Annotated in this window: 22 protein-coding genes and 2 pseudogenes; 7 read left to right on the top strand and 17 right to left on the bottom strand. The window is 57.6% G+C overall.

Translation table 11 applies throughout. The annotated features are described in order from the left end of the window. Positions 1-2: 2 nt before the first annotated feature. From hutH (NR177_RS05280) to hutI, 8 genes are all read right to left on the bottom strand, one after another. Positions 3-1,502, bottom strand: coding sequence for a histidine ammonia-lyase (gene hutH / locus NR177_RS05280; RefSeq protein WP_256852426.1), 1,500 nt, complete (start codon positions 1,500-1,502; stop codon positions 3-5). Further along, the gene (locus NR177_RS05275; RefSeq protein WP_256852425.1) at positions 1,499-2,293 is read right to left on the bottom strand and encodes an ABC transporter ATP-binding protein; all 795 of its coding nucleotides are present in this window, start codon (positions 2,291-2,293) and stop codon (positions 1,499-1,501) included. The genes hutH (NR177_RS05280) and NR177_RS05275 overlap by 4 nt, the downstream gene beginning before the upstream one ends. 1 nt (position 2,294) lies before the next feature. Then, entirely contained in the window at positions 2,295-3,026 is a 732-nt protein-coding gene (locus NR177_RS05270; protein WP_063878880.1) for an ABC transporter permease, read from the bottom strand. Positions 3,027-3,037: 11 nt separating this feature from the next. Continuing rightward, complete coding sequence (locus tag NR177_RS05265) at positions 3,038-3,757, bottom strand: ABC transporter permease (protein ID WP_109717208.1); 720 nt, start codon at positions 3,755-3,757, stop codon at positions 3,038-3,040. A gap of 12 nt (positions 3,758-3,769) precedes the next feature. Next, positions 3,770-4,618, bottom strand: a complete 849-nt coding sequence (locus NR177_RS05260) for a transporter substrate-binding domain-containing protein (protein WP_256852424.1) — start codon at positions 4,616-4,618, stop codon at positions 3,770-3,772. A 400-nt stretch (positions 4,619-5,018) separates the two neighbouring features. After that, on the bottom strand, positions 5,019-5,216 hold the full coding sequence (locus tag NR177_RS05255) for a hypothetical protein (protein WP_256852423.1): 198 nt from the start codon (positions 5,214-5,216) through the stop codon (positions 5,019-5,021). A 67-nt stretch (positions 5,217-5,283) separates the two neighbouring features. Next, on the bottom strand, positions 5,284-6,075 hold the full coding sequence (hutG, locus tag NR177_RS05250; protein ID WP_256852422.1) for an N-formylglutamate deformylase: 792 nt from the start codon (positions 6,073-6,075) through the stop codon (positions 5,284-5,286). Continuing rightward, on the bottom strand, positions 6,072-7,289 hold the full coding sequence (gene hutI, locus NR177_RS05245; protein ID WP_256852421.1) for an imidazolonepropionase: 1,218 nt from the start codon (positions 7,287-7,289) through the stop codon (positions 6,072-6,074). The genes hutG and hutI overlap by 4 nt, the downstream gene beginning before the upstream one ends. A gap of 84 nt (positions 7,290-7,373) precedes the next feature. On the opposite strand from hutI, the gene NR177_RS05240 reads away from it, so the two are divergent. Then, positions 7,374-8,729 carry a formimidoylglutamate deiminase gene (locus tag NR177_RS05240; protein WP_256852420.1) on the top strand — a complete coding sequence of 452 codons (1,356 nt, stop codon included), beginning with the start codon at positions 7,374-7,376 and terminating at the stop codon, positions 8,727-8,729. Continuing rightward, the gene (locus tag NR177_RS05235) at positions 8,726-9,271 is read left to right on the top strand and encodes a HutD family protein (protein WP_241536838.1); all 546 of its coding nucleotides are present in this window, start codon (positions 8,726-8,728) and stop codon (positions 9,269-9,271) included. Before NR177_RS05240 ends, NR177_RS05235 begins: the two co-directional genes overlap by 4 nt. Here NR177_RS05235 and hutC read toward each other — a convergent pair. Beyond that, complete coding sequence (gene hutC, locus NR177_RS05230; RefSeq protein WP_063878873.1) at positions 9,255-10,010, bottom strand: histidine utilization repressor; 756 nt, start codon at positions 10,008-10,010, stop codon at positions 9,255-9,257. The genes NR177_RS05235 and hutC overlap by 17 nt on opposite strands. Positions 10,011-10,313: 303 nt before the next feature. Between hutC and hutH (NR177_RS05225) the strand changes: the two genes are divergently transcribed. Both hutH (NR177_RS05225) and hutU read left to right on the top strand, forming a co-directional pair. Continuing rightward, positions 10,314-11,870: a histidine ammonia-lyase gene (gene hutH, locus NR177_RS05225; RefSeq protein ID WP_256852419.1), complete on the top strand. Its 1,557-nt coding sequence runs from the start codon at positions 10,314-10,316 to the stop codon at positions 11,868-11,870. Positions 11,871-11,880: 10 nt separating this feature from the next. Next, positions 11,881-13,563: a urocanate hydratase gene (gene hutU, locus NR177_RS05220; protein ID WP_172897773.1), complete on the top strand. Its 1,683-nt coding sequence runs from the start codon at positions 11,881-11,883 to the stop codon at positions 13,561-13,563. A gap of 144 nt (positions 13,564-13,707) precedes the next feature. Here hutU and NR177_RS05215 read toward each other — a convergent pair. Then, positions 13,708-13,875: pseudogene (locus NR177_RS05215) on the bottom strand (MFS transporter); the annotation flags it as partial. Here NR177_RS05215 and NR177_RS05210 point away from each other — a divergent pair. Beyond that, a pseudogene (locus NR177_RS05210) lies at positions 13,846-14,007 on the top strand (substrate-binding domain-containing protein); the annotation flags it as partial. The pseudogenes NR177_RS05215 and NR177_RS05210 sit on opposite strands and share 30 nt — an antisense overlap. Before the next feature lie 142 nt (positions 14,008-14,149). Beyond that, positions 14,150-15,313 (top strand): M20 aminoacylase family protein, encoded by a 1,164-nt coding sequence (locus NR177_RS05205; RefSeq protein WP_096012175.1) that lies wholly within the window; start codon positions 14,150-14,152, stop codon positions 15,311-15,313. Here the strand turns inward: NR177_RS05205 and ybiB are convergent. The 4 genes from ybiB to NR177_RS05185 form a co-directional block, all read right to left on the bottom strand. Next, the gene (gene ybiB / locus NR177_RS05200) at positions 15,310-16,278 is read right to left on the bottom strand and encodes a DNA-binding protein YbiB (RefSeq protein WP_256852418.1); all 969 of its coding nucleotides are present in this window, start codon (positions 16,276-16,278) and stop codon (positions 15,310-15,312) included. The genes NR177_RS05205 and ybiB overlap by 4 nt on opposite strands. A gap of 27 nt (positions 16,279-16,305) precedes the next feature. After that, a complete protein-coding gene (dinG, locus tag NR177_RS05195) occupies positions 16,306-18,468 on the bottom strand; it encodes an ATP-dependent DNA helicase DinG (RefSeq protein WP_256852417.1) in 2,163 nt (720 codons plus the stop codon). Between the two features lie 201 nt (positions 18,469-18,669). Then, positions 18,670-19,188 carry a GNAT family N-acetyltransferase gene (locus tag NR177_RS05190; protein WP_256852416.1) on the bottom strand — a complete coding sequence of 173 codons (519 nt, stop codon included), beginning with the start codon at positions 19,186-19,188 and terminating at the stop codon, positions 18,670-18,672. Next, positions 19,185-19,748, bottom strand: a complete 564-nt coding sequence (locus NR177_RS05185) for a helix-turn-helix domain-containing protein (RefSeq protein WP_256852415.1) — start codon at positions 19,746-19,748, stop codon at positions 19,185-19,187. Before NR177_RS05185 ends, NR177_RS05190 begins: the two co-directional genes overlap by 4 nt. 147 nt (positions 19,749-19,895) lie before the next feature. On the opposite strand from NR177_RS05185, the gene NR177_RS05180 reads away from it, so the two are divergent. Beyond that, entirely contained in the window at positions 19,896-20,630 is a 735-nt protein-coding gene (locus NR177_RS05180; RefSeq protein WP_063881135.1) for a MerR family transcriptional regulator, read from the top strand. A 172-nt stretch (positions 20,631-20,802) separates the two neighbouring features. On the opposite strand, the gene NR177_RS05170 is transcribed toward NR177_RS05180, so the two are convergent. Genes NR177_RS05170 through NR177_RS05160 form a run of 3 tightly spaced genes read right to left on the bottom strand, consistent with a single transcriptional unit; the run spans position 20,803 to position 23,637 of the window. After that, positions 20,803-21,534 carry an ABC transporter permease gene (locus NR177_RS05170; RefSeq protein WP_096012171.1) on the bottom strand — a complete coding sequence of 244 codons (732 nt, stop codon included), beginning with the start codon at positions 21,532-21,534 and terminating at the stop codon, positions 20,803-20,805. Beyond that, positions 21,534-22,469, bottom strand: a complete 936-nt coding sequence (locus NR177_RS05165; protein ID WP_063878863.1) for an ABC transporter ATP-binding protein — start codon at positions 22,467-22,469, stop codon at positions 21,534-21,536. The genes NR177_RS05170 and NR177_RS05165 overlap by 1 nt, the downstream gene beginning before the upstream one ends. Beyond that, positions 22,456-23,637 (bottom strand): ABC transporter permease, encoded by a 1,182-nt coding sequence (locus NR177_RS05160; protein WP_256852414.1) that lies wholly within the window; start codon positions 23,635-23,637, stop codon positions 22,456-22,458. The genes NR177_RS05165 and NR177_RS05160 overlap by 14 nt, the downstream gene beginning before the upstream one ends. Position 23,638 lies beyond the last annotated feature (1 nt).

The raw sequence follows: 23,638 nt of genomic DNA, 5'->3' as shown, positions 1-23,638 counted from the left end.
CATCAGAGTGCATCCGCGGGATGCGCGCGGATGACATTTACTGCGCGGGCAATCTCTGGTGCCAGCCAGCGATCGTCCTGCCAGCTCGGCACCACCTGACGCAGTTGGCACCAGGCCTGAAGGGTTCTGCGTGCCAGCTGTGCTTCACCATGAAACTCCAGCGCCTGGGCGGCCAGCAGGTATTCAATCGCCAGAATTTGATAAACGTTATTCACGGTCTTGAGCAATTTCAGTGCCGCACCGGTCCCCAGACTCAGGTGATCTTCCTGTAGCCCGGACGTAATGTAGTTATCCAGCACGGCGGGCTGCGCCAGCTGGCGGTTCTCAGCACAGAGCGAGGCTGCCACGTATTGCGCAATCATCATGCCGGAGTTGACGCCGGGTTGGGCAACCAGAAAAGGCGGTAAGCCGCTGACCAGTGGATTCACCAGACGGTCCAGACGTCGCTCCGCAATACTGCCCAGCTCCGCCAGCGCAATCGCCAGCAGATCGCAGGCCATGGCAACGGATTCGCCATGTGGATTGGCTTGTGAGACCACGCGCCAGGCCTGCGGTGTGCCCAGTACCAGTGGATTATCGGTGCAGGCGTTCAGTTCGGTTTCTATCTGACGCTCTGCATGTGCAAACTGATCGCGACAGGCACCGTGTACCTGCGGCATGGATCGCAGGCTGAGTGCATCCTGCGTCCGAATGCCACTGCTTACCTTTAACAGCGGGCTGTCGCCCAGTAACCGCCGTAACCGCTCGCCGCTGCGCTGGATACCCGGGCTGGCTTTCAGGGACAGCACCTCTTCGTCAAAAGCCACCAGTTGCCCTCTTAACGCTTCAAAACTCATGGCGCCCGTGACATCGGCCCAGTCCAGCAAACGCCGCGCATCGTCCAGCGCCAGGCAGGCCAGTCCGGTCATGCACGGCGTACCATTTACCAGGCTGAGTCCCTCTTTTGCTCCGGGTCGATAAGGCGTAAGTCCGGCGCGCGTCAGGGCCTCGCTGGCGGGCAGGATCTGCCCTTCGCATTCCGCCTCACCAACGCCAATCAGCGTCAGGCTAATGTGTGCCATATGGGTCAAATACCCCACCGACCCCTGTGAGGGCACCTGAGGAGTAATGTGCTGGTTCAGCAACGCCAACAGCCGTCGCACCAGTTTAACCGACACGCCGGATTTCCCGTGACTGTAATTCGCTATCGCGGCGCATACGATAGCGCGGACTTCCTGCTTCGCCAGCAGCGGCCCGACGCCGCAGGCATGACTTAATAAGGTATTGCGCGACAGCTGACTTAATTCTTCTTCCGCCAGCATGATATTGCACAGCGCACCCAGCCCTGTGTTAATGCCGTAGGCTATCTGACCACTCGCGACAATGTGTGTCACAATCTCCCGGCCCTGGGCAATGCGCTGCCAGGCATGCTCGCTCAGCACCAGTTCGGCATCATGGCGGGCCACCGCGACCACCTCCTGCCAGGTTACGGGTGCATCCCCCCAGGTAACAACGCGACTCATAACACAGACTCCGGTGTATGGTGGCTGGAGATAAACTGCCTGAAGCGCGCCGAGCCGCCCTCGCCGAACATCTCATCTGGCGTGCCCTGGCAGTCAATGGTGCCCTGATGCATAAACACCACACGGTTAGACACGTGACGGGCAAACCCCATTTCATGCGTCACCACTAACATGGTGCGCCCCTCTTCTGCCAGACTGCGCATAACCTTCAGCACTTCCCCCACCAGCTCCGGGTCAAGCGCCGAGGTCGGCTCATCAAACAGCATCACTTCCGGGTCCATGGCTAGCGCGCGGGCAATGGCGACGCGCTGCTGTTGCCCGCCTGACAGTTGGGCCGGATAAAAGCCTTTGCGATTAAGCAGGCCGACGCGATCCAGTAATTGCTCGGCCTGAGCGATGCAGGTTTTCTTATCGCGTTTCAGGACATAGTGCGGCCCTTCAATCACATTTTGCAGCACGGTCATATGCGACCAGAGATTGAAGCTCTGAAACACCATGCCAATGCGTGAGCGCAAACGTTCGACCTGTTTGGGATTAGCGGCCAGTTGATGCCCGCGCGCATGGCGCTTCATTTCAATGGTTTCCCCGCCGACGCTTACCACGCCGGAATCGGGCGTTTCCAACAGGTTAATGCAGCGCAGCAAGGTGCTTTTTCCCGATCCACTGGCCCCGAGAATAGAAATCACATCACCTTTATGGGCCTGTAATGAAATCCCTTTCAGCACCTCCATGGTGCCGAATGATTTATGAATATCGCTGGCGGACAGCGTAACGGTGGATGAATCCTGCATCTCATTCCCCTCCAGTGATGGGCTTAACGGCCGCTAACGGCTTCTTTGCGGGCTGATGAACCGGCGTCAGACGACGCTCCAGCAGGGCATACAGCTGCACGATAATAAAATTAAGGATCAGATAAATCGCGGCGGCACACAGGAACACTTCCATCGTGCGGTAGGTGCGCTGAATAATCTGCTGTGCCACCCCGGTGACATCCCACACGGTGACCAGGCTGGCAAGTGCGGTGGATTTGACCAGCAGAATGGCTTCCGTCGAATAGGCGGGCAAGGCATAGCGCAACATGACCGGTGCAATAATGCGCCTCAGTAGCAGCCAGCGCGACATACCACATGCCATACCGGCTTCCACCTGCCCGGCTGGCACCGCCAGCAACGCACCACGCAATATTTCTGCCGTATACGCTGCGGTACAAAGCGATAGCGCCAGCACGGCACAGCTGAACGGCTCTCGTAAAAATGGCCAGACAAAACTGTGCCGAATCACGCCAAACTGCCCCAGGCCGTAATAGATTAAAAACAGCTGGATCATTAAGGGCGAGCCCCGAAATACCAAAATATAGCCACGGGCAAAACCGCTCAGGATACGCCAGCGGCTCATCCGCAGTGCCAGAATGCCCACCGCCAGCACGCCGCCGCACAGGAATGAACTGATAAACAGGCCGAGCGTGACCGGCAGTGCGGCGCTTAACCTAAGAAAGGTATCAGCAAGAAAGGCAAAATCGATCATGGTGCAGTTCCTTAATGCTGTGCCGCTGTACGGCTTTGCCAGGCACGGCCCAGCCGGGCTTCCGCGCGCAGAAAAGCCCGATTCGACAGTATGGTTAACAACAGATAGCATCCCCCGCCGATCAGGTAAAAGGTGAAGTAGTCACGCGTCGACCCGGCCGCTATCTGACTGGCGCGCATCAGTTCCACGATGCCGGTCACCGAGACCAACGCAGAGTCTTTCAGGCTCATTTGCCAGACATTGGATAAGCCCGGCAGCGCATAGCGCGCCACCTGAGGCAGCAGGATGCGCTGGCGAAGACGCCAGCGCGACATGCCTATCGCCAGCGCCGCTTCCACTTCACCGTGGGAGAGCGCCAGCCGAGCCGCACGATAGACTTCTGCCTGATAGGAGCCTGAAATAAGCCCGATCGCCAGGGCACCAATCAGAAACGGCGGCGCTTCAATAAACCCTTCCGCACCGAATAACTGACCGATCTGCGTGATCAGGCCCGATCCACCGAAGTAGAACAGGTAGATCACTAACAGCTCCGGGATGCCGCGAAAAATCACCGAATAGCCCTCGCCTAACCAGCGTAAAGGGCGATGAGACGACAGTTTCGCGGCGGCGATGGCTGAGCCCACGATGGCACCGACCATTAGCGCGACCAGCGACAACAGCAACGTGGTAAGCGTTGCGCTGACAATCAGCCATCCCCAGCCCTCTGCGCCAAAACCCAGCAGGTTCATCATGCTCGACCTCACTTATGGCGTAACGTCAGTTTTAAACCATTTTTCGCTAAGTTCTTTTACCGTGCCGTCAGCCAGCGCAGCCTTAATCGCGTCGTCCAGTTTGGTCTTCAGGTCGTTGTCCGCCATGCGCACACCCATGGCTTCGCCTTCACCCCAGATGGGACCGCCGAGCTGTGGACCGCTGAAGGTCAGGTTGCTGTTGTCTTTGCGTGTCAGCATCGATTTGGCAAAGGTCACGTCATCAAACACCGCGTCAATACGTCCGGCCTGCAAATCCAGAATGGCATCGGCGGAGGTGGTGTACTCGCGTATGTCAGCCACGCCCTTGAAATATTTGTCGATAAAAGGCGTATATACCGTGCCGGAAGCAATACCGATGGTTTTGCCTTTCAGCGCGGCTTTTAACGGTGCCAGCGCAGCTTCAATCTCTTTCTCATCGTCGTGCAACTTCGTCACGCCCTTGCCCGGCGGCAACAGCGTGCCTTTGACGGTAATAAAGGTCGCGGGAGTGGAGGCGTAAGGCAGGGTGAAGTTGACCACTTTTTTACGATCCGGCGTGATCACGATGGCATCCATGATGACGTCATATTTGCCGGCATTCAGCCCGGCAATCATGCCATCCCAGTTCTGAACCACCAGCTTGCACTCGATGCCCATACGTTTGCACAGGTTGGCCATCAGCTCAGGCTCAAAACCCCCAAGTTTGCCGCCGGGCAGCGTCAGGTTCCAGGGTTCATAGCTGCCTTCCGTGGCTATCGTGATCGATTTCAACTCTTTAGCCTGCACCGCAACGGTGCTGAGCAGCAGGCTGGAAAACAGGGTCGTGAGGCAAAAACGGCGAAACGCTACGTGGTGCTTCATACGGCTTCTCCTGGATGAAAAAGGTTTTAACAGCATCGATGTTGTTTTAACAAAAAACTCACAAGATGATGAGTCATGTATATACAAGTTAACGTTATCGAGTTCATTGTCGGCTTGATGTTTTTGTGAGCCAGACACGATAAATAACAACGGGGTTTCGTTCAGAGGTTACTTGTACATACAAGCTAGCAAAGGCCGTGCCATATTGGTCGTTATTCTCCCCAGCAGCACAAGGGTTGTGTGTTGCAACAGCCGACAGAGGGATGCACAACAAACGTGCAAAGGCTGCACAAATTTAGCGCAAAAACCGTCTGGCGGCAGGTTGTGGGTTCATGTTAAGTGGCGCGGATAAGCACCCTGGGTTTCTGTCAGCACTTCTTAGGTTTTTTGGGGAACCGTCTCAGGGTTTAACCTGCCCGCTCAGGCCACCCGCCACCTGCGGACAGCACCTGAACGGGCGGTATCCCACGTGCAGCACGCTGTGCTGAGCGTCATCGTTCCGCGTTATCGGGAAAGGCGTAAAAAGCGGCTGCCGGTAGGCGCGCGTCACGCCCGGCGAGGCAATGCCATGACAATGGGACTGGCGTGACAGACACACATCACGCCCATTTGTCTCATGTCGCCGAAACAACCCGCCTGGCTGTTTCGGTTGATCGGATTACGTCTCAGCCCATTTTTCCCTGTTCGAGAAAGCTATGCAGCAGCGGCTTTAACACCTTCTTCAGCTGCGCAGCGCGCGCTTCATGCCAGGTAAACGGCGGGCTTTCATCCATATAGTTGATTTGCGACAGCTCCAGTTGCACAGCATGAACCTGCTGCTGTGGCTGGCCGTAGGCGCGCGTGATATAGCCACCTTTGAAACGGCCGTTCACCACCCAACTGAACTGATCCTGCGCGCTGCACACCGAGGTCAGTCCGTTAATAACGGCGCTGCTGCAGCTGGCCCCGTCGTTCGTGCCGATATTGAGATCCGGCAGTCGGCCCTCAAACAGACGCTGGATTTCACTGGCAATGGAATGCGCATCAAACAGTAAGGCGTAACCAAACTGCGCTTTCATTTGCGCCAGCGTCTGCTGGATCTGCTGATGGTAAGGCTGCCAGATAGTCTGAACGTAGCCCTGGCGCTGCGCCTGCGTGGGGGTTTTACCTTCAGCAAAGGTGGGCGTACCGTCGAACAGGGTTTCGGGAAAGAGCCCGGTCGTGGCGGTGGTATAGAGCGGTTGATTATCGGACGGGCGATTGAGGTCGATAACAAATCGTGAGTAGCGGCCAATGATAATACTTGCCCCCATATCACGGACAAAATCATAAAGTTGAGGTATGTGCCAGTCGGTGTCAGGTAAACTGCGGGCAGCCTCGCTCAGTCCGTTCTCAACGTCCGGCGTCAACAGCGTACCGGCATGGGGAATGCTGACCAGTAAGGGAATGCTGCCCTGCGTGAAATGAAAAGGGGTCATTGTGTTTCTCCGCGATAGATGACGGTACAAGGCAGTTCGCCGCCCAGCCAGTAAACGAGTTCCGCCGGACGTGCCAGCGGCCAGTGGACAAAACTGGCCACTTTGCCCGCTTCGAGCGAGCCGTGACTCGCCTCCAGTCCCAGTGCCTTCGCCCCCCACAAGGTGACGCCTGCCAGCGCCTCTTCCGGTGTCATGCCAAACAGGGTGCAGCCCATATTCAGCATTAAACGCAGCGACAAGGCCGGAGAGGTACCCGGATTGGCATCACTCGCCAGCGCCATGGGCACGCCATAGTGTCGAAACAGCGCCACAGGCGGACGCTGCGTTTCCCGCAACAGGTAAAATGCACCGGGCAACAGCACCGCGACAGTATCCTGTTCAGCCATCGCCTGAACATCCTCTTCGGTGGCATATTCCAGATGATCGGCTGAGAGTGCGCCATAGCGCGCGGCCAGCGCCGCACCACCCAGTGCAGACAACTGCTCCGCGTGAAGTTTTACCGGTATCCCCAATGCCTTAGCCCGCTCAAACACCTGCGCAACCTGCTGAGGTGAAAAAGCCAGATGTTCGCAAAAAGCATCCACCGCATCAGCCAGGCCTTCGGCTTTGACCTGAGGCAGAAGGCGTTCGCAGATAATCGCGATCCAGCCATCAGGATTCTGTTTAAATTCCGGCGGGAAAGCGTGCGCGGCAAGGCAGGTTGCCTGCACATCTGCGGCCACCGTGTTACGCAACTGACGAATAGCGCGCAGCATGCGTAATTCACTCTCTTCATCCAGACCGTAGCCGGATTTGATTTCGACGGTGGTCACGCCCTCGGCCAGTAAGCGATTCAGCCGCCAGCGGGCCGATGTGACCAGTTCCGCTTCACTGGCTGCGCGCGTGGCCCGAACGGTAGAGAGAATCCCTCCGCCCTGTGCCGCAATGTCCGCATAACTGACTCCGTTGAGACGTTGTTCAAATTCCTGACTGCGGTCCCCACCAAAAACCAGGTGAGTATGGCAATCGACCAGTCCCGGTGTGATGATACCGCCCGCCAGCCGGTGATGTTTTTGCGCGATAAAGGCAGGCATATCGGCTGCGGCCCCTACCCACACCAGCTTGTCTGCCTTCACCGCCAGCGCGCCCTGTTCAATAATCGCGTAGCGGCCGCCGCGCATGGTCACCACATCGGCACCGGTCCACACACTGTCTACCTGGAGTTCTTCTGCCATTCCTGCCTCTCGTTGCTCTCGCCGTTTACAGTCTGTTTTAAAGTATGTATATGTATATACAACTACATCCCTTGAGGATCAACTATGGCAATTTTTTTTGCGCCCCGCGCACTGCTGGCGGATGGCTGGCATAAACAGGTCCGCATCAGCGTCAGTCCCGCTGGATTAATTGATGCCATCACGCCCGACAGTGATGACAGCCAGGCAACACGTCTGGACGGCGAGGTGATCCCCGCTATCGCGAATCTGCACTCCCATGCGTTTCAGCGCGCCATGGCCGGGCTGGCGGAAGTGGCGGGCGATCTGCAGGACAGCTTCTGGACCTGGCGTGACCTAATGTATCGCATGGTACAGCGCCTGACGCCACAACAGGTCGGCGATATTGCCGCCCTGCTGTACATCGATATGTTAAAAGGTGGCTACTGCCAGGTCGCAGAGTTTCACTACCTGCATCACGACGTTAACGGCCAGCCCTATGCGGATGATGCGATGCTGCAGCACCTGATTGCCGCCGCCGATATCGCAGGGATTGGTCAGACGCTACTTCCGGTGCTTTACAGCTACAGCGGTTTTGGCGCGCAGCCTCCTGTGGCGGGACAGAAACGCTTTATTCAGCAGACCGACCGCTACCTGCAACAGCAGTCGCGCCTGCAGGCATGGGTGAAAGACAAGCCGCTGCACAACGTGGGCCTCTGTTTCCACTCGCTGCGGGCAGTGAGCGAGGCGCAAATGCACGAGGTGTTAACCGCCAGCGATCGCTCGCTACCGGTTCACATTCACATTGCCGAGCAGGAAAAAGAGGTGAACGACAGCCTGGCCTGGAGCGGCGAGCGTCCGGTGAGCTGGCTGATGAATCGTTTTGAGGTCGATGCACGCTGGTGCCTGATTCACGCCACGCATCTTGATGACAGCGAAGTCACGCGCCTCGCTGACAGCGGTGCGGTAGCCGGGTTGTGCCCGACCACCGAAGCCAATCTTGGCGACGGTATTTTCCCGGCGGTGGACTATATCGCCCAGGGCGGCCGCTGGGGAATTGGCTCTGACAGCCATGTTTCGCTCAGCGTCCAGGAGGAGCTGCGCTGGCTTGAATACGCACAGCGTCTGCGCGACCGCCGCCGCAACCGCATTACGCTGGCAAACCAGCCCTCGGTTGGCGATCTGCTGTGGCAGCAGGCGGCGGCGGGCGGCGCTCAGGCCTGCGGGATTAAGAGTGGTTCCCTGGCCGTCGGGCAGCGCGCCGACTGGCTGGTATTACGTGATGCGGCCTGGCTGGGCAGCGTGGATGAACGCGCCCTGCTCAACCGATGGTTGTTTGCGGGCCAGCGCGATCAGATTCGCGACGTGTATGTGGCGGGCAACCGGGTGATTAGCGACGGGCATCATGCTGCAGAAGACGCCTGCGCGGCTCGTTTCGCCCAGGCAATGGCGGCCCTGCGATGAGACATGTTTTTTCCCTGCAAAGTTTACCCGTTAGCCGCTGGCGCAACGGCGGGGGCGAAACACGCGAAATTATCCGCTTTCCCCCTGATGCCGCCGACTTCGCCTGGCGAGCCAGTATCGCGACCATTGCCTGCGACGGCCCGTTTTCGACGTTCAACGGGGTGGATCGCACTATTACGCTGCTAAACGGCAGCCCGGTCCTGCTTCACGGCGCGACATGCGAGCACCGCTTGCTGCCTGAAGCCCCTTGGGCTTTCGCGGGTGAATGGGCGCTGGAGGCCAGTCTGCAAGGCAACGAGCCGAGTCAGGATTTTAACGTGATGACGCGGCGGGGTGAATGGCGGGCGCAGGCCGACGTCGTGACGGAAGCCGTGGTGAGCGAGCACGGCGTGGCATGGGTTTTAGCCGGAAAATGGCACATCGCAGGTGACACGCGGTTAGACGCACAGCAGGGTGCATGGTGGGTGGATCACACCACCCTGTTACAACCCGACAGCAGCGATGCCAGGCTGTTGTTCGTACGCCTTACCCGTGTGCTTTGAAGCGCCCAAGCAGCTTGTAACGCGAGCCTGGATAAAGCAAGCGCGCGTAGGTCACAATCTTATTGTCGCTCCAGGTCTGGCGACGGATCAGGAGGCACGGCTCATGCTCATCAATCGCCAGGTGTTTACGTTGACGCGCATCTGGCATCACCGCCTCAACAATGTGTTCGCCTGCCGTTAACGGTGCAGCCCGCATGAGGTAGGTATAAGGCGTGAGCGTATGGTAATCCTGGGCCAGATAGTCCGGGGCCAGCTGTGGATTGACCAGACGGTCCTCTAACTGCACCGGCAACTCGTTTTCGTAATGCACGATGAGCGAATGAAACAGCGTCTGCCCGGTGGTCAGCCCCAGCAAAGAGGCCTGCTCAGGATCGGCTTTGTTCTGGCCCATCGTCAGGATTTTGCAACTGTGCTGATGGCCGCGCTGGGCAATTTCATCGGCGATGTTGTGGACTTCGAGCATCGCCGTATAGCCTTTCATTTCGGCGACAAACGTCCCCACGCCCTGCATACGCACCAAAAACCCTTCGCTGGTCAGCTCACGTAAAGCACGATTAATGGTCATTCGGCTTACGCCAAGCTCATTGACCAACTCGCTTTCGGAGGGGACCCGCTGATTGGCTTTCCAGTGTCCTTCACGAATCTGGCTGACGATGGCCTGCTTGACCCGCTGATAAATGGGCGCCGGTTCATCGCTCATGGCGGCCGCCAGTTGTGCAATTGCCGTATGCTCGGCCATAACGTCTTCCTTTCACTGATAATGCTCAGAGTTTACTGCCTGAAGGGCTGGATGTATATACATCCAGGCGCGTCATCAGCACTTTATCCGTGCACCTGTTGCCTGATAAAGGTGCAGGAATAACGGTGATCGTTTGTCCTCCCCAGAACTGACGCCCGATCATTTTTGTGATCGGTTTGGCACGCCGCTTGCAACTTGTATAGACAAGAATAGACAGTTATGTTTCACTCGCTTTATTCAGTTGATCAGGGTCAATAAAGATGCCCTGTGGCAACCCAACCCTTGTATAGACAGGAGCAGGTTATGTCAGGTTCGACTCAGGTATTACACCTGGTTCCAGGTAACGTCGATCTCGCGACGTTACGCGCAATTTATCAGGGCAACGTCACCCTCAGCCTTGACGATGATGCCCGCCGCGCCATTGCCGAGGCGCACCGTACCGTCGAAGCGATCGTTGCCTCCGGCAGTGTGGTTTACGGCATTAATACCGGTTTTGGCAAACTGGCACAGACACAAATCCCTGCGGCTCGTCTTGCAGACCTGCAACGTAACCTGGTGCTGTCTCACAGCGTGGGGTTAGGGAATTTACTGCCCGATAGTGTGACGCGGCTGGTTGTGGCCAGTAAAATTATCAGCCTTTCGCGGGGCCATTCCGGCGTGCGCATTGAACTGGTCGACGCCCTGTTGGCTCTGTTTAATGCCGGCATCATGCCCTGCATTCCGGAAAAGGGCTCGGTGGGCGCCTCGGGCGATCTCGCGCCGCTGGCACATATGTCGCTGATGTTGCTTGGTGAAGGTCAGGTGCGGGTCAAGGGCGAACTGATCCCCGCCACAGAGGGCCTGGCCAGCGTCGGCCTGACGCCTTTTGTACTTGGCCCTAAAGAAGGCCTGGCATTGCTTAATGGCACCCAGGTTTCTACGGCCCTGGCGCTGCGTGGCCTGTTTGAAGCCGAGAACCTGTTTGCCGCAGGCTTAATGGCGGGCGCGCTATCGTTAGAAGCCATCAAGGGGTCGTTAAAGCCTTTCGATGCGCGTATCCATCAGGCGCGCGGCCAGCAAGGCCAGATTGCCGTCGCCGCCGCGGTCACCCACCTGATTGAAGGAAGTGAGATCCTGGGATCACATACACACTGTGGCCGCGTACAGGACCCCTACTCTATCCGCTGCGTACCGCAGGTGATGGGCGCCTGCCTGGATAATCTCACGCATGCCGCCCGCGTCCTGCAAATTGAAGCCAATGCCGCCTCTGATAATCCGCTGGTTTTCAGCGAAACCGGCGAGGTGATCTCCGGTGGCAACTTCCATGCTGAACCGGTGGCGTTTGCGGCTGACATTATTGCGTTAGCCATTGCCGAGGTTGGGGCGATTTCTGAACGTCGGCTGGCCCTGCTGCTGGATACTGGCCTGTCCGGGCTGCCGCCTTTCCTGGTGCGCGACGGAGGAGTCAACTCCGGCTTTATGATTGCCCAGGTTACCGCAGCGGCGCTGGCATCCGAAAACAAATCACTGGCCCATCCCGGCAGCGTAGACAGCTTACCGACCTCGGCCAACCAGGAAGATCACGTTTCCATGGCGACCTATGCCGCTCGCCGTCTGGGCGAGATGTGCTTTAACAGCGCCGCCGTGGTGGGCATTGAAGCGATGGCGGCCGCACAGGGCATTGAGTTTCATCGTCCCTTGCAAAGTTCTGCCCTGATAGAGCAGGCCATCGACAGCATCCGCGAACGCGTGGCCTTCCTTGAGGAAGACCGCCTGCTGGCTCCGGACATCGAGGCGATGCGTCAGTGGGCAAGCCGCTGCGACTGGCCGCAGGCACTCACCGCATTGTTACCCAGCATGGGCACACATTCAGTTAAATAAGGAATCCGTAATGAGCGAAACCCTGACAAAAGCGGTGGCACGCGAGATTCGTGCGCCGCATGGAAATGAACTGCACTGCGCCAACTGGTTAATTGAAGCGGCTTACCGCATGATCCAGAACAACCTGGACCCCGACGTGGCAGAACGCCCGGAAGACCTGGTGGTGTACGGCGGTATCGGAAAAGCCGCGCGCAACTGGGAATGTTTTGAGCAAATTTTACGCTCGCTCCAGCTGCTGCAGCCGGACGAAACCCTGTTGATCCAGTCGGGCAAACCCGTGGGTGTATTCCGTACCCATGCCGATGCGCCCCGCGTCCTGCTGGCCAACTCCAATCTGGTTCCCCACTGGGCCAACTGGGATCACTTCCATGAGCTGGATAAAGCCGGGCTGATGATGTACGGCCAGATGACCGCAGGCTCCTGGATTTACATCGGTGCCCAGGGAATTGTTCAGGGTACTTATGAGACCTTTGTCGAGGCAGGACGTCAGCATTACAACAATGATTTAAGCGGACGCTGGATCCTGACCGCCGGTTTAGGCGGCATGGGCGGCGCACAACCCCTGGCAGGCGTGCTGGCGGGTGCCTGCGTGCTGGCGATAGAGTGCCAGGAGTCGCGTATCGATTTCCGTTTACGTACGCGTTACGTCGATCATAAAGCCACCTCGCTGGATGAGGCGCTGGCCCTGATTGACGCCGCCACCCAAGCGAAAAAAGCGATCTCCGTTGGCCTGCTGGGCAACGCCGCAGAGATTCTGCCAGAACTGGTGAAACGCGCGAAAGCTGGCGGACCTAAGCCCGATATCGTCACCGACCAAACTTCGGCCCACGATCCCATCAATGGCTACCTGCCACTGGGCTGGGACGTTGCACGCTGGCAGCAGGAGCGGGAAACCCATCCCAAAGCCGTAGAAAAGGCTGCTCGCGCGTCCATGGCGGTACATGTACAGGCGATGCTCGACTTTTGTCATATGGGCATTCCTACTGTGGATTACGGCAATAACATTCGCCAGGTCGCGCTGGATGAAGGCGTCAGCAACGCGTTTGACTTCCCCGGCTTTGTGCCTGCCTATATCCGCCCTCTGTTTTGCGAAGGCAAAGGGCCGTTCCGCTGGGTGGCGCTGTCTGGCGATCCTGAAGATATCTACAAAACGGATGCCAAACTCAAAGAACTCTTTCCTGAGCATAAGACGCTGCATCGCTGGCTGGATATGGCGCAGGAACGCATCGCCTTTCAGGGCTTACCGGCTCGCATCTGCTGGCTGGGGCTGGGTGAGCGCCATCTTGCCGCGCTGGCGTTTAATGAAATGGTACGCACTGGCGAGCTGAAAGCGCCGATCGTGATTGGTCGCGATCACCTGGACTGTGGCTCCGTCGCTTCGCCAAACCGTGAAACCGAGGCCATGAAAGATGGGTCGGATGCGGTGTCAGACTGGCCGCTGCTCAACGCTCTGCTCAATACGGCGGGCGGCGCGACCTGGGTGAGCCTGCATCATGGTGGTGGCGTGGGCATGGGATTCTCACAGCACTCCGGTGTGGTCATTGTGTGCGACGGTACGGAAGCGGCTGATGCCCGCCTTGGCCGCGTACTGTGGAACGATCCCGCGACTGGCGTGATGCGTCATGCCGACGCGGGCTACGAGCTGGCACAGAATTGTGCGACAAAACATGGTCTGAACTTACCCATGCAATAAACCACAACGCCGGTATTTTTAGATACCGTTAAGCTGAAAAACGCTGTTCCGGGGCATGCATGTCCGGAACAGCGGAGTAAAACGCATGAACAGGTTTACTCAGACTTAGCGGAGTTCAGCGTAATACGATCTAAAGGCCCGACAATAAAGGTAGGTGGGGAACCAGGTCAGAAAGAACCCGGTAAGTGAGGTTACGCAGAACGGCCCAATATCACCCCCTATCATCATGCGGTTGACACAAACGTTTTTGAACTGGGCCAGCGTGATTTTCTCTGAGACTTTTTTGCCGCCAGCAACCGGCCTGCCATCACCACCATTAGCGTCGATCCGATGGCTATGGGTCAACGCGCCGCGACTCTACTGGCTGACCGTATCGAGCAGCGCCCGGTTGAAGAGAGCATTATTGATATCGGCTTTCATTTAATAAAACGCGCGTCGGCATAAAATCTGCCACGCCTGCACGCTTGTTTATTACTTATTCCTTTTTGATTTAGCGCATTGTCCATTTTATCGCTTCTGGCGATAGACGCGCTGTCGCGCGGCCTCTAAAGTGAAGCTTCCTGAATGATATGGAGCGCGATACTGCATGACTCTTTCCTCTGCCCTACTCGATGATGCGCTGCGCTGGCGCCACCAGTTTCACCGCGAACCCGAACTGGGCTATCAGGAACATCAGACCAGCGACAAAGTTGCTCATGAACTTGAGCAGGCGGGCTTACAGGTGTTTCGCGGTCTTGCGGGTACGGGTGTGATTGGCACGCTGGAAAATGGCACCGGGCCGGTTATCGGCCTGCGGGCGGATATGGACGCACTGCCGATTAACGAAAAAGGCGATACCGCCTGGCGCTCCAGTAAACCCGGCGTGATGCATGCCTGCGGGCATGATGGTCACACCGCCATTTTGCTGGCGGCGGCGAAACAACTGGCTGCCACGCGCCAGTTTAGCGGCACGGTTCATTTTATCTTTCAGCCAGCGGAAGAGAACCTTGGCGGTGCCCGCAAGATGGTTGAAGAGGGGTTGTTCACACGTTTCCCTATGGATGCCGTTTACGCCATGCACAACTGGCCGGGCTTACCGCTGGGTTCGCTGGCGGTGAACGCCGGTGCGATGATGGCCTCGCTGGACGCCTTTGAAATTACCCTGAGTGGTAAAAGTTGCCATGCTGCTATGCCGGAAAGCGGTGCCGATCCGATGGTGGTAGCAGCTGAGCTGATCCTGGCCCTGCAAACCATTCCGTCACGTCGCCTGTCGCCCCTGTCTTCTGCCGTGGTGAGCGTCACCCAGATTCACGGCGGCGAAGCGATTAACGTCATTCCAGAACAGATTGTTCTGCGCGGCACCGTGCGTTGTTTGCAAGACGATGTACGCAATCGGGTTCATACGCTTATCGATGATTTTGTGACGACGCTACCGAAACCCTTTGGCGTTTGCGGGGCGATTCGCTGGCTGCCTGGCTATCCGGTGACCACCAATCATGCCGGCCCGGCTCAGCAGGTGCATGACGTCGCCGTCAGGACTTTGGGCGAAGAACAGGCACGCTGGCAGGTGAATCCCTCTATGGCTTCGGAAGATTTTGCCTGCATGCTGGAGGCCTGCCCCGGTGCCTATTTCTGGCTTGGCGCAGATGGTGCCACCCCATCCGCACCGCTACACAATGCCCACTACGATTTCAACGATGCGCTGATTCCCACCGGTATTCGCTTTTGGCAAAACCTGGTGGAACACGCACTGCCGCAGGATCGCGGTTAAAAACCGGCCGCCGTCAGTCTTTCCAGACCCGCGTCCAGCGACGCACACTGAGCGCTGGCGCGCAGGCAGCAGGCAATTTGCAGTCGGAGAGCCTCAGGAAGAGGACGCTGATGATTCAGCACCTCTTGCGTCCAGCGGGCCGTTTCGGCTGCGGATTTGTCAGTTGGCAACGACACGGCGACTTCCGGCTGTCTCTCCACCCAGACTTCGGCCTGCTGCCCGTCGCCACCCACATAGCTGATGGCCGGGCAGCGCTGCGGATTAGCATAAACCTCGCCTTCTGTCCCGTTCAGCAGAATCGCCGGGGCATCAATCGCGCTAAAAAAGGTTGCGACGCGCGGTACATACTCCGGGTGAGACACGCTCGACAGGCGCAGTGCCTCGCGTTCAGCAAACGGCGTTGCCAGCTTCGCCAGCGTATGGGCGCTGTTACGTACGCCCATCCGCCAACGTAACGACAGCTGTTTTGCCATGGGCGGACAGAGGTTATCGATGGTGATAAAGACCAGCTCACCGTTGTCGAGTTTTGACTGGGCCTGCCCGGCCGTGGCGACCGGCGCGATGCCCAGCGCCGCAAAGACGGCTTCACTGGTGACACGCGTTGCATCCTCACTCACACCGTGAACCAGCACGGGAAAACCGAGCCTGTTCAGCACCAGCGCCAGTAATGGCGTCAAGTTGCCCTGACGCCGCGCGCCGTTATAGCTGGGGATGACGATGGGCATCGGCCGACCGGCTGGCGCATGCAGGCGCATCACCCGCGACTGCATCGCCTGATAAAACCCGCGCATTTCCGCTTCGCCTTCGCCCTTGATTCGCAGAGCGATTAAAATGCTGCCCATTTCAAGATCCGGCACTTCGCCGTCCAGCATCGCGCCGTAGAGTGCCACAGCACTGTCGAAATCAATATCACGGGCGTGATTCTTACCCCGCCCCACTTCTTTGATAATTTTATTCAGTTCCATCACGCATTTCCGGTCAGTGGCAACGACTTAACGCCGCTTCGCACGCGGTTTACGCGTGCCGGTATGGGGTTTGGTGCTTATGGCCTCGGGTTCGGGCGTTACCGGCTGCTCAATCGAAAACACCGGCAGCGCCGCTAACAGTCGGCTCCCGTAAGCTTTACTCAACAGGCGGCGATCGTAAATAACGATCTCACCGAAACACTGATGGCTGCGGATCAAACGTCCTACCTGCTGAATCAACGTAAAAGAGGCGCTGGGTAAACTTTGCACCTCAAACGGATAACGCTTTAGGCTCTTCAGCCATTCACCCTCGGTTAAAATTACCGGACTGTCTATGGGTGGAAAAGCAATTTTATGAATATGGACCTGGCTAAGCAGCTCGCCTTTTAAATCCAGCCCTTCTGCAAACGACTGCAGGCCGATCAAGATGCTGGTATCGCCCTGTTCTACCCGTTTACGGTGCAGGGCTATCAGGCGACTGCGCGGCTGATCGCCCTGTACCAGCATCGTCAGACGGAATTCCGGTAGCGCCTCGACAAACTGCTGCATGGCGCGTCCGCTGGCAAACAGCACCAGCACTCCTTTATGCTTTTCAGCCTGCATTTGCTGGCGAAAAAAAGCCGCCATTTCCGCGATATGTTCCGCTTCATTTGCCATCAGAGGTTCGTAGCGCATCTGCGGGATCACCAGCTTGCCTTGATCGACATGGCTAAACGGCGACTCCAGCGCCACAAAACGGTCGCCCGCCTTTTCATTTAGCCCGGACATCTCCTGCAGACGGCTAAAGCTGTTTAATGAGCGCAGCGTGGCGGAGGTCACGACGACGTGGGGGATTTTACGCCAGAGCATTTTTTCCAGCTGATCGCAGACGCGAATCCCCGCGCAGTGGAACAACAGATGTGCCTGACCGTCACGCAGTTCCCGGGTAATCCATTTTGAAACTGGCGCACCAGAGGCTTTTTCCATGGCGGCCAGCCGCCACAGTTTGCTGATGGACTCAAACCAGCCAAAGTGGCGATTAAGCTGTAATAAATTGCGGTGTAAACGCACCAGATCGACGCTCCCGGTTTGTTCACTCAGGGCGTTAATCAGCCCTTCACTCAGCCCGCGTAGTCCGTCGCTCAGCTTGAACAGCCGCGCACACAGCGCCAGCAGCTCGTCAGGTAATGCGCCCAGGACAAAGCGAAATTCGCCCGGTTGATTGTGCGGCGGGAGTAACGGGTTTAACGCCTCACCGATGGTGGCTAACAGTTCGCGGAGTTCATCGCAATGGGCTTTAAGACGTTCGGGGTTGGCCAGCGGTGGTGGCGATTTAGGCCGCATCTGGCTCATTATCGCCTCCACCAGCTTCACAAACAGATCAAGCTGCAGGCTGGTCCAGCCCGGCGTGATATCTGCGCTCATCTCCAGCGCATCACGCGCCACTTCCGGCAGATGGTGCCCTTCATCCAGGACCAGCATCAGGTTTTTGGCCGGGGGTAGCACCGACTCGTTTTCCATGGCCGCCATCACCAGCGCGTGGTTGGCGACCACCACATCGACCTGCTCGACTTCCCGACGCGCAATGAAGAACGGGCATTCGCGATACCAGCGGCAGTGCACGCCAAGACAGCTGGCTTTGTCAGTGGACAGACGTTGCCACAGGCTGTCACTGACGTTTTCCTCGCTGTGATCGCGCAGGCCGTCCCACTGGTAGCGGTCCAGTGACTTTTGCAGCCGTCCGCACTGGATCTGTTCTTCTTTGGTGCTGCTGATCGCCTCATCATCCAGGTAGAAAAGCAGGTCGGCCTGCTGATTATCGTCTGCCACCAGCGCAGCCAGATTGCGCGGGCAGACATAGCGCCCGCGCCCAAAGGCCGCAGTAAAGGTTAAATCCGGAATGATTTTCTTGAGCAGCGGCAGATCTTTGCTGAAGATTTGATCCTGCAACGCCACGTTTGCCGTGCTGATCACCAGCCGCTTCTCTTCTGCGCGGCTGACGGCGATGCCGGGAATAAGATACGAAAGGGTTTTGCCCACGCCCGTTGGCGCTTCTACTGCCAGATGGCGGCCGTCATCACCCGACAGGCATTTCGCGACCTCCGCGATCATCTGCCGCTGGGCCGGGCGAGTAATAAAGTCTGGCACCTGTTGCTGCAGCGCTTTATACCACTGTGCTATCTGGCTTTTTAATGCTGCTGTCAGGGCCATGTTAAGATTACCGCTTTACTAAATGGCCTGTATTTTTACACAGTATCGCAGTGCCGTCAGCTTTCAGGTCTGTTTTTTCGTGCTGGCTTCCGAAACGACCGCGCATGTTGTTGGCTAAATGCCTGGTTGCACACCGCCGGTGAGCGTTGCCCAGGGCTTCAGACTGCATGAGGCTGACGCACCCGTTCCGCGCGCAGGCTTTTATTGCAGCAGCTTAAACATCACCGTTGTCGCGTCCAGTTCGCCATGAATGGACTGTGCATAGGATGGAATCGACCCCGCGACCTGCCAGTGCAGGGCACGATAAAGATCGCTGGCGACATCGCCCGTTCGCGTATCCAGTACCAGTAAATTTTTCCCCTGCTGGCGTGCCCGTTGTTCGGCCTGCTGCATTAGCCTGCGCGCAATCCCCTGCCGTCGCGCCTGTGGGTGCACCAGCAGCTTGCTGACTTCGGCCCGATGGCCCCCATTGGGCATGGCGCTGTAGTTGATCATAACGGTCGCCACGACGCGGTCATGCTGGCGGGCGACCAGCAATTCACTTTGGCCTTTTTCCAGCCCATCAAGCTGTCTCTGCCAGAAAAGCTGCATGGCCGCAGTGTCGTCAGGATCGATAAAACCCACGCTGGCCCCGTCGGCGACACAGGCCTGTAAAACCTGCACCAGTTCGGGTAAGACCTGCAGTGCTTCACCGGCACTGAGTTGCTGATATGTCATCATGATTTACACACCACCAGTAAGTAGCGAGCACCTTCGGTAAGATGCGCCTGAAAAGCAGACGCGTCGGTCAGATGGAAGCGCAGGCTGTCGCCCGGCCCCAGTAACCAGCTCTGGGCACCCATCGTTATGGTCAGTTGCCCCTGACGCATCCAGATATGTTGCTCCATGCCTTGCAGCGGTGGGGCATCATATTCGATGCGCGCGCCGGGCCGCAGCGTGCCTTCTATAAGTTCACAGCGAAAATTATGGGCGGGCGGTGAAACGTTGCGGCGGCTAAATCCTGTCGCTTCATCGTTCCATACCGGCTGATGTTCACGGGGGATCAGCAGATCGCTGCCCTCTTCGACTTCGCTCAGCAGGCGCGACATCGTCAGGCTATAGGCAACGCACAACCGGTTAAGCAGTGCGGCCGTTGGGCTGGTTTCCCCGCGCTCGATACGCGATAATGTTGGCCGGCTAATGCCCGTGGCGGTAGAGAGTTCATCCAGTGACCAGCCCTGTTTGAGACGCAATTCTGCCAGGCGAGCCGCTAACCGCTGTTCCGTATTATCAAAAGACATTCTTATCTCACTTATGAAAATAAAATCTCATAATTGAGATAGAACAACATTTAAGCGCAGCCGTCAAGTTGTACACCTAAAAATTGGTTGTACAACTTAACAGGCTTCGTTATGGTGGTCTCACTCAGGTCAGTGAAAGAGGTAAATATGACCGTATACAGTATCGGCGATGTCGCCGAGCGCTGTGGCATAAACCCGGTTACCTTACGCGCCTGGCAACGACGTTATGGGCTCTTGAAGCCACAACGCACCGAAGGCGGTCATCGACAGTTCGATGAAGAAGATGTTCAGCGTATTCAGGAAATTATGCGCTGGATTGAAAGTGGAGTACCAGTGGGCAAAGTCAAAGCGCTACTGGAAGGTGGAGATGTTGACGCCCATGATGGCTGGACGGCCATGCAGGACGAACTCATCAGCATACTGCGCCATGTAAGGCCGGCTAAGCTACGCAATAAAATCGCCTTAATTGGTCGCGAATATGCGGTCGATGCCCTAATCGATCATGTTTTTATGCCCATAAGGCAGAAGCTCAGTCTTGATCAAAATACCGCACGCACCATGTGCAGCCTGCTGGATGGCATTTTGATCGACTATGTGGCGTTTTGTCTGGCTTGCAATCGTAAAAAAGCCGGTCAGGAAGCGCTGATTATTGGCTGGGGCATTGAAGATCGTACGCGCATCTGGCTGGAAGGCTGGCGTTTATCCCAGCATGGCTGGCGCATTGATGTGCTCGCAGAACCCCTCGACGTTCCCCGTCCGGAGCTGTTCCCGGGGCTGAATATGTTTGTTTTTACGGGTAAAAGACTGACGCGCCGCCAGCAGGAACAGTTGGCACACTGGCAGGAACAGGGATTCTCTGTGCGTTTGCACGACGTACACTGAGACAAAAACGCACGCTCGGCACTATGACGGCTGCCTTGCGCGCGCTATCATCCCCGCCTCGACGTCATCACCCTCAGGTTATTTATGAACTGGAAAAAAACCTTTTTTGCCACGCTGTTCGCCATTATGGCTATCGGCGGCACCAGTGGACTTATGCTGGTTGGCTATTCACTTATCGTTCATTCACGCTAAAACGGCGCTGGAGCCGCTCAAAAAGCCGATCGCTAACGATGGCCAGCAGCGCCACCAGCAACGCTCCCTGAATTACGTAGGCCGTATTAAAACCACTTAAACCGATGATGATGGGCGAGCCCAGGCTTTTTGCCCCGACCGTGGAGGCAATCGCGGCCGTGCCAATGTTGATAATGACGGCGTTGCGTATCCCCGCAATAATCACCGGCGCCGCCAGCGCAAGTTCCACCTGCCACAAACGCTGCCAACTGCTCATGCCCACACCGACCGCGATCTCACGGCTGCTGGCTGGGACACCATCAAGTCCCGCTAAGGTTCCCTGCAAAATCGGCAGTAACCCATAAAGCAGCAATGCCACAATAGCAGGCCATGCGCCAAACCCCATGACGGGCACGGCAATCGCCAGCACCGCGACCGGCGGGATCGTCTGTCCGGCAGCGGCAAGGGTTTCCAGCAGCGGCCGGAAAGCCCGCCCCGCATGGCGAGTCACCAGTACGCCACTTCCCACGCCGAGCATAATGGCCATCAGGCTGGCGGTCACCACAAGAAACAGGTGCGCCAGGGTGAGCTGCCAGAAGCTGTCCTGCTGATAGAGCGGACGGGCAAGATCGGGAAACCAGGCGGCAAACAGCGGGCCGCTGTAAGGCATTGCCGCCAGCAACCCCAGATAGAGCAGCACCAGCCACAGCAGAGGATCGGCTAACCGTCGCATCACTGGCCCTCTGAGTGATGAAGCAGGTCGCTAAAGTAGAGAACGCCCAAGGGTTGCTGATGCGCATCCACCACCGGCAGTTTATCCGTGCCGCGGCTGATAAATTGCGATAGCGCCTCACGTAGCGTCAGTTCAGCGGTGACCGGCTCGGCCTCCAGCCATTCCCCACGGCGCACCGCACTTCCCACTTGCCCAAGCGCCAGCCGCCGCAGCCCCATTTCACTGCGCCCCAGAAAATCACGCACAAAGTCATTGCCTGGCTGGGTCAGCAGTTCTATCGGTTTGCCCTGCTGTACAATCTCACCGTCGTGCATAAGCACGATGTTATCGGCCAGGATCAGGGCCTCATCGATGTCATGCGTGACCAGCACGATAGTGCACCCTGAGAGATGGTGAATGCGCAGCATCTCCTGTTGCAGCGCACTGCGCGTCACCGGGTCCAGTGCGCCAAAAGGCTCATCCATCAGTAGCACCTCCGGATCGGCCGCCAGCGCCCGCGCGACACCAACGCGCTGCTGCTGTCCACCTGAAAGCTGATGCGGATAGCGGCTGAGTAAGGCAGGATCTAAATTCAGTAGTGCGATCAGCTCGGCAATGCGTTCACGCCGCCGTGCTTTTGACCAGCCCAGCAAAGCGGGCACGGTGGCAATATTCTTTTCAATCGTCCAGTGTGGAAACAGACCAATCGACTGAATGGCATAGCCCATACGACGGCGCAATGCCTGCGCATCCAGTTGGCGAATCGACTGGCCCGCAAAACGGATGTCTCCCTGGTCATACTCCACCAGGCGGTTAATCATTTTCAGTGTGGTCGACTTACCGGAGCCTGAGGTGCCCAACAGCACGCTAAAGGTGCCCTGTTCGACGGTCAGCGACAGGTTTTTCACCGCGGCTTTACCGGCAAAAAACGTGGTGACGTTATCAAACTGAATCATCTTTTCTCTCCAGCAGGGAAATCAACAGTCGAAATAACGCATCCAGCGTCACCGCCATCGCGATAACCGGTATCACGCCCAGCAGCACTAAATCCAGCGCGTTGCTCAGCAGCCCCTGGAAGATAATCGCGCCGAATCCGCCGGCACCGATAAGGGCTGCCACCACCGCCATGCCCAGCGTCTGCACCACCACCACTCGCACACCTGCCAGCCATACCGGCAGGGCCAGCGGCACATCCACCGCGAAAAACTGTTGTCTGCCAGTCAGCCCCATGCCGCGCGCACTTTCGCGCACCTCCGGCGGCACCTGTTGCAGTCCGGTGACTACGCTGCGTACCAGCGGCAACAGCGCATACAGCACCAGCGCAATCAGCGCGGGCGCCATGCCAATGCCGCTGATTCCCCACGTGCCTGTCCATGGAAAGCGTTTTGCCAGCCCCGCCAGCGGGGCGATTAATAAACCAAACAGCGCCACGGAGGGCACCGTCTGAACCACATTCAGCACGCCGAATACGCTGCTTTGCCAGCCAGGATAGCGGTAAAGTGCACTCCCCAGCGGGAAGGCGATCAGCAAAGCAGGCAGCACGGTCGCGGCTAATAGCGTCAGATGACGCAGTAAGGCCGCATCAAACACCGCCTGGCGATTGGCATACTCTTTCAGTAAGGAAAGATGGGCCAGCTGGCCGCTGAACAGCAGCCAGAGGGGAAGAAGCCATACCAGGAGATTCAGTAACAGCTGCCACACTTTATGACGGGTTAACGCCCGTGCGGTATCCGTGATCAGCAACAACGTGACGGCACTGGCGCACCACATGCCGCTTGCAAAACGGGTGCGCGCTAACTGGCTGCCCTGTTCGGCCAGTATCCTGGCCTGATCGCCGCTGAGCCAGATCATCGCGGCCAGCAGCAGGGCTGCGCTCATTAACTGCAGCGCAAAACGGACACGCGTTGGTCTGGCCCACACCAGCAACCACAGCAAAGCCAGCAGGGGCAGAATCACCATGCCATGCGCCGTTTGCCAGAACATCAGCGGCTGCCCTGCCACCAGACGATTGGCGGCAAAACTGACAAACGGCAGGCAGCTCAGCATCAGGCTCAGTAACAGAACCAGCACCAGGGCCACCGGCTGTCGCTTTGACCGGTTTAGCACCTCCCTCGACAGCAACATT

This window comes from Pantoea sp. Fr+CA_20, from assembly GCF_024520835.1.
GTDB classification, from domain to species: domain Bacteria; phylum Pseudomonadota; class Gammaproteobacteria; order Enterobacterales; family Enterobacteriaceae; genus Pantoea; species Pantoea allii.
Note: the sequence above shows the minus strand (reverse complement) of the source record. Positions and strands in the feature narration are given on the sequence as shown.

Excerpts from the sequence above, each read along its gene's own strand:
- hutH (WP_256852426.1), bottom strand. The coding sequence starts at position 1,502 with ATGAGTCGCGTTGTTACCTGGGGGGATGCACCCGTAACCTGGCAGGAG.
- NR177_RS05275 (WP_256852425.1), bottom strand. The coding sequence starts at position 2,293 with ATGCAGGATTCATCCACCGTTACGCTGTCCGCCAGCGATATTCATAAA.
- NR177_RS05190 (WP_256852416.1), bottom strand. The coding sequence starts at position 19,188 with ATGATGACATATCAGCAACTCAGTGCCGGTGAAGCACTGCAGGTCTTA.
- NR177_RS05170 (WP_096012171.1), bottom strand. The coding sequence starts at position 21,534 with ATGCGACGGTTAGCCGATCCTCTGCTGTGGCTGGTGCTGCTCTATCTG.
- NR177_RS05160 (WP_256852414.1), bottom strand. The coding sequence starts at position 23,637 with ATGTTGCTGTCGAGGGAGGTGCTAAACCGGTCAAAGCGACAGCCGGTG.
- NR177_RS05235 (WP_241536838.1), top strand. The coding sequence starts at position 8,726 with ATGAGACATGTTTTTTCCCTGCAAAGTTTACCCGTTAGCCGCTGGCGC.
- ybiB (WP_256852418.1), bottom strand. The coding sequence starts at position 16,278 with ATGGAACTGAATAAAATTATCAAAGAAGTGGGGCGGGGTAAGAATCAC.
- NR177_RS05205 (WP_096012175.1), top strand. The coding sequence starts at position 14,150 with ATGACTCTTTCCTCTGCCCTACTCGATGATGCGCTGCGCTGGCGCCAC.
- dinG (WP_256852417.1), bottom strand. The coding sequence starts at position 18,468 with ATGGCCCTGACAGCAGCATTAAAAAGCCAGATAGCACAGTGGTATAAA.
- NR177_RS05240 (WP_256852420.1), top strand. The coding sequence starts at position 7,374 with ATGGCAATTTTTTTTGCGCCCCGCGCACTGCTGGCGGATGGCTGGCAT.
- hutG (WP_256852422.1), bottom strand. The coding sequence starts at position 6,075 with ATGACCCCTTTTCATTTCACGCAGGGCAGCATTCCCTTACTGGTCAGC.
- NR177_RS05265 (WP_109717208.1), bottom strand. The coding sequence starts at position 3,757 with ATGATGAACCTGCTGGGTTTTGGCGCAGAGGGCTGGGGATGGCTGATT.
- hutU (WP_172897773.1), top strand. The coding sequence starts at position 11,881 with ATGAGCGAAACCCTGACAAAAGCGGTGGCACGCGAGATTCGTGCGCCG.
- NR177_RS05165 (WP_063878863.1), bottom strand. The coding sequence starts at position 22,469 with ATGATTCAGTTTGATAACGTCACCACGTTTTTTGCCGGTAAAGCCGCG.
- hutI (WP_256852421.1), bottom strand. The coding sequence starts at position 7,289 with ATGGCAGAAGAACTCCAGGTAGACAGTGTGTGGACCGGTGCCGATGTG.
- NR177_RS05260 (WP_256852424.1), bottom strand. The coding sequence starts at position 4,618 with ATGAAGCACCACGTAGCGTTTCGCCGTTTTTGCCTCACGACCCTGTTT.
- hutH (WP_256852419.1), top strand. The coding sequence starts at position 10,314 with ATGTCAGGTTCGACTCAGGTATTACACCTGGTTCCAGGTAACGTCGAT.
- NR177_RS05270 (WP_063878880.1), bottom strand. The coding sequence starts at position 3,026 with ATGATCGATTTTGCCTTTCTTGCTGATACCTTTCTTAGGTTAAGCGCC.
- NR177_RS05185 (WP_256852415.1), bottom strand. The coding sequence starts at position 19,748 with ATGTCTTTTGATAATACGGAACAGCGGTTAGCGGCTCGCCTGGCAGAA.
- hutC (WP_063878873.1), bottom strand. The coding sequence starts at position 10,010 with ATGGCCGAGCATACGGCAATTGCACAACTGGCGGCCGCCATGAGCGAT.
- NR177_RS05180 (WP_063881135.1), top strand. The coding sequence starts at position 19,896 with ATGACCGTATACAGTATCGGCGATGTCGCCGAGCGCTGTGGCATAAAC.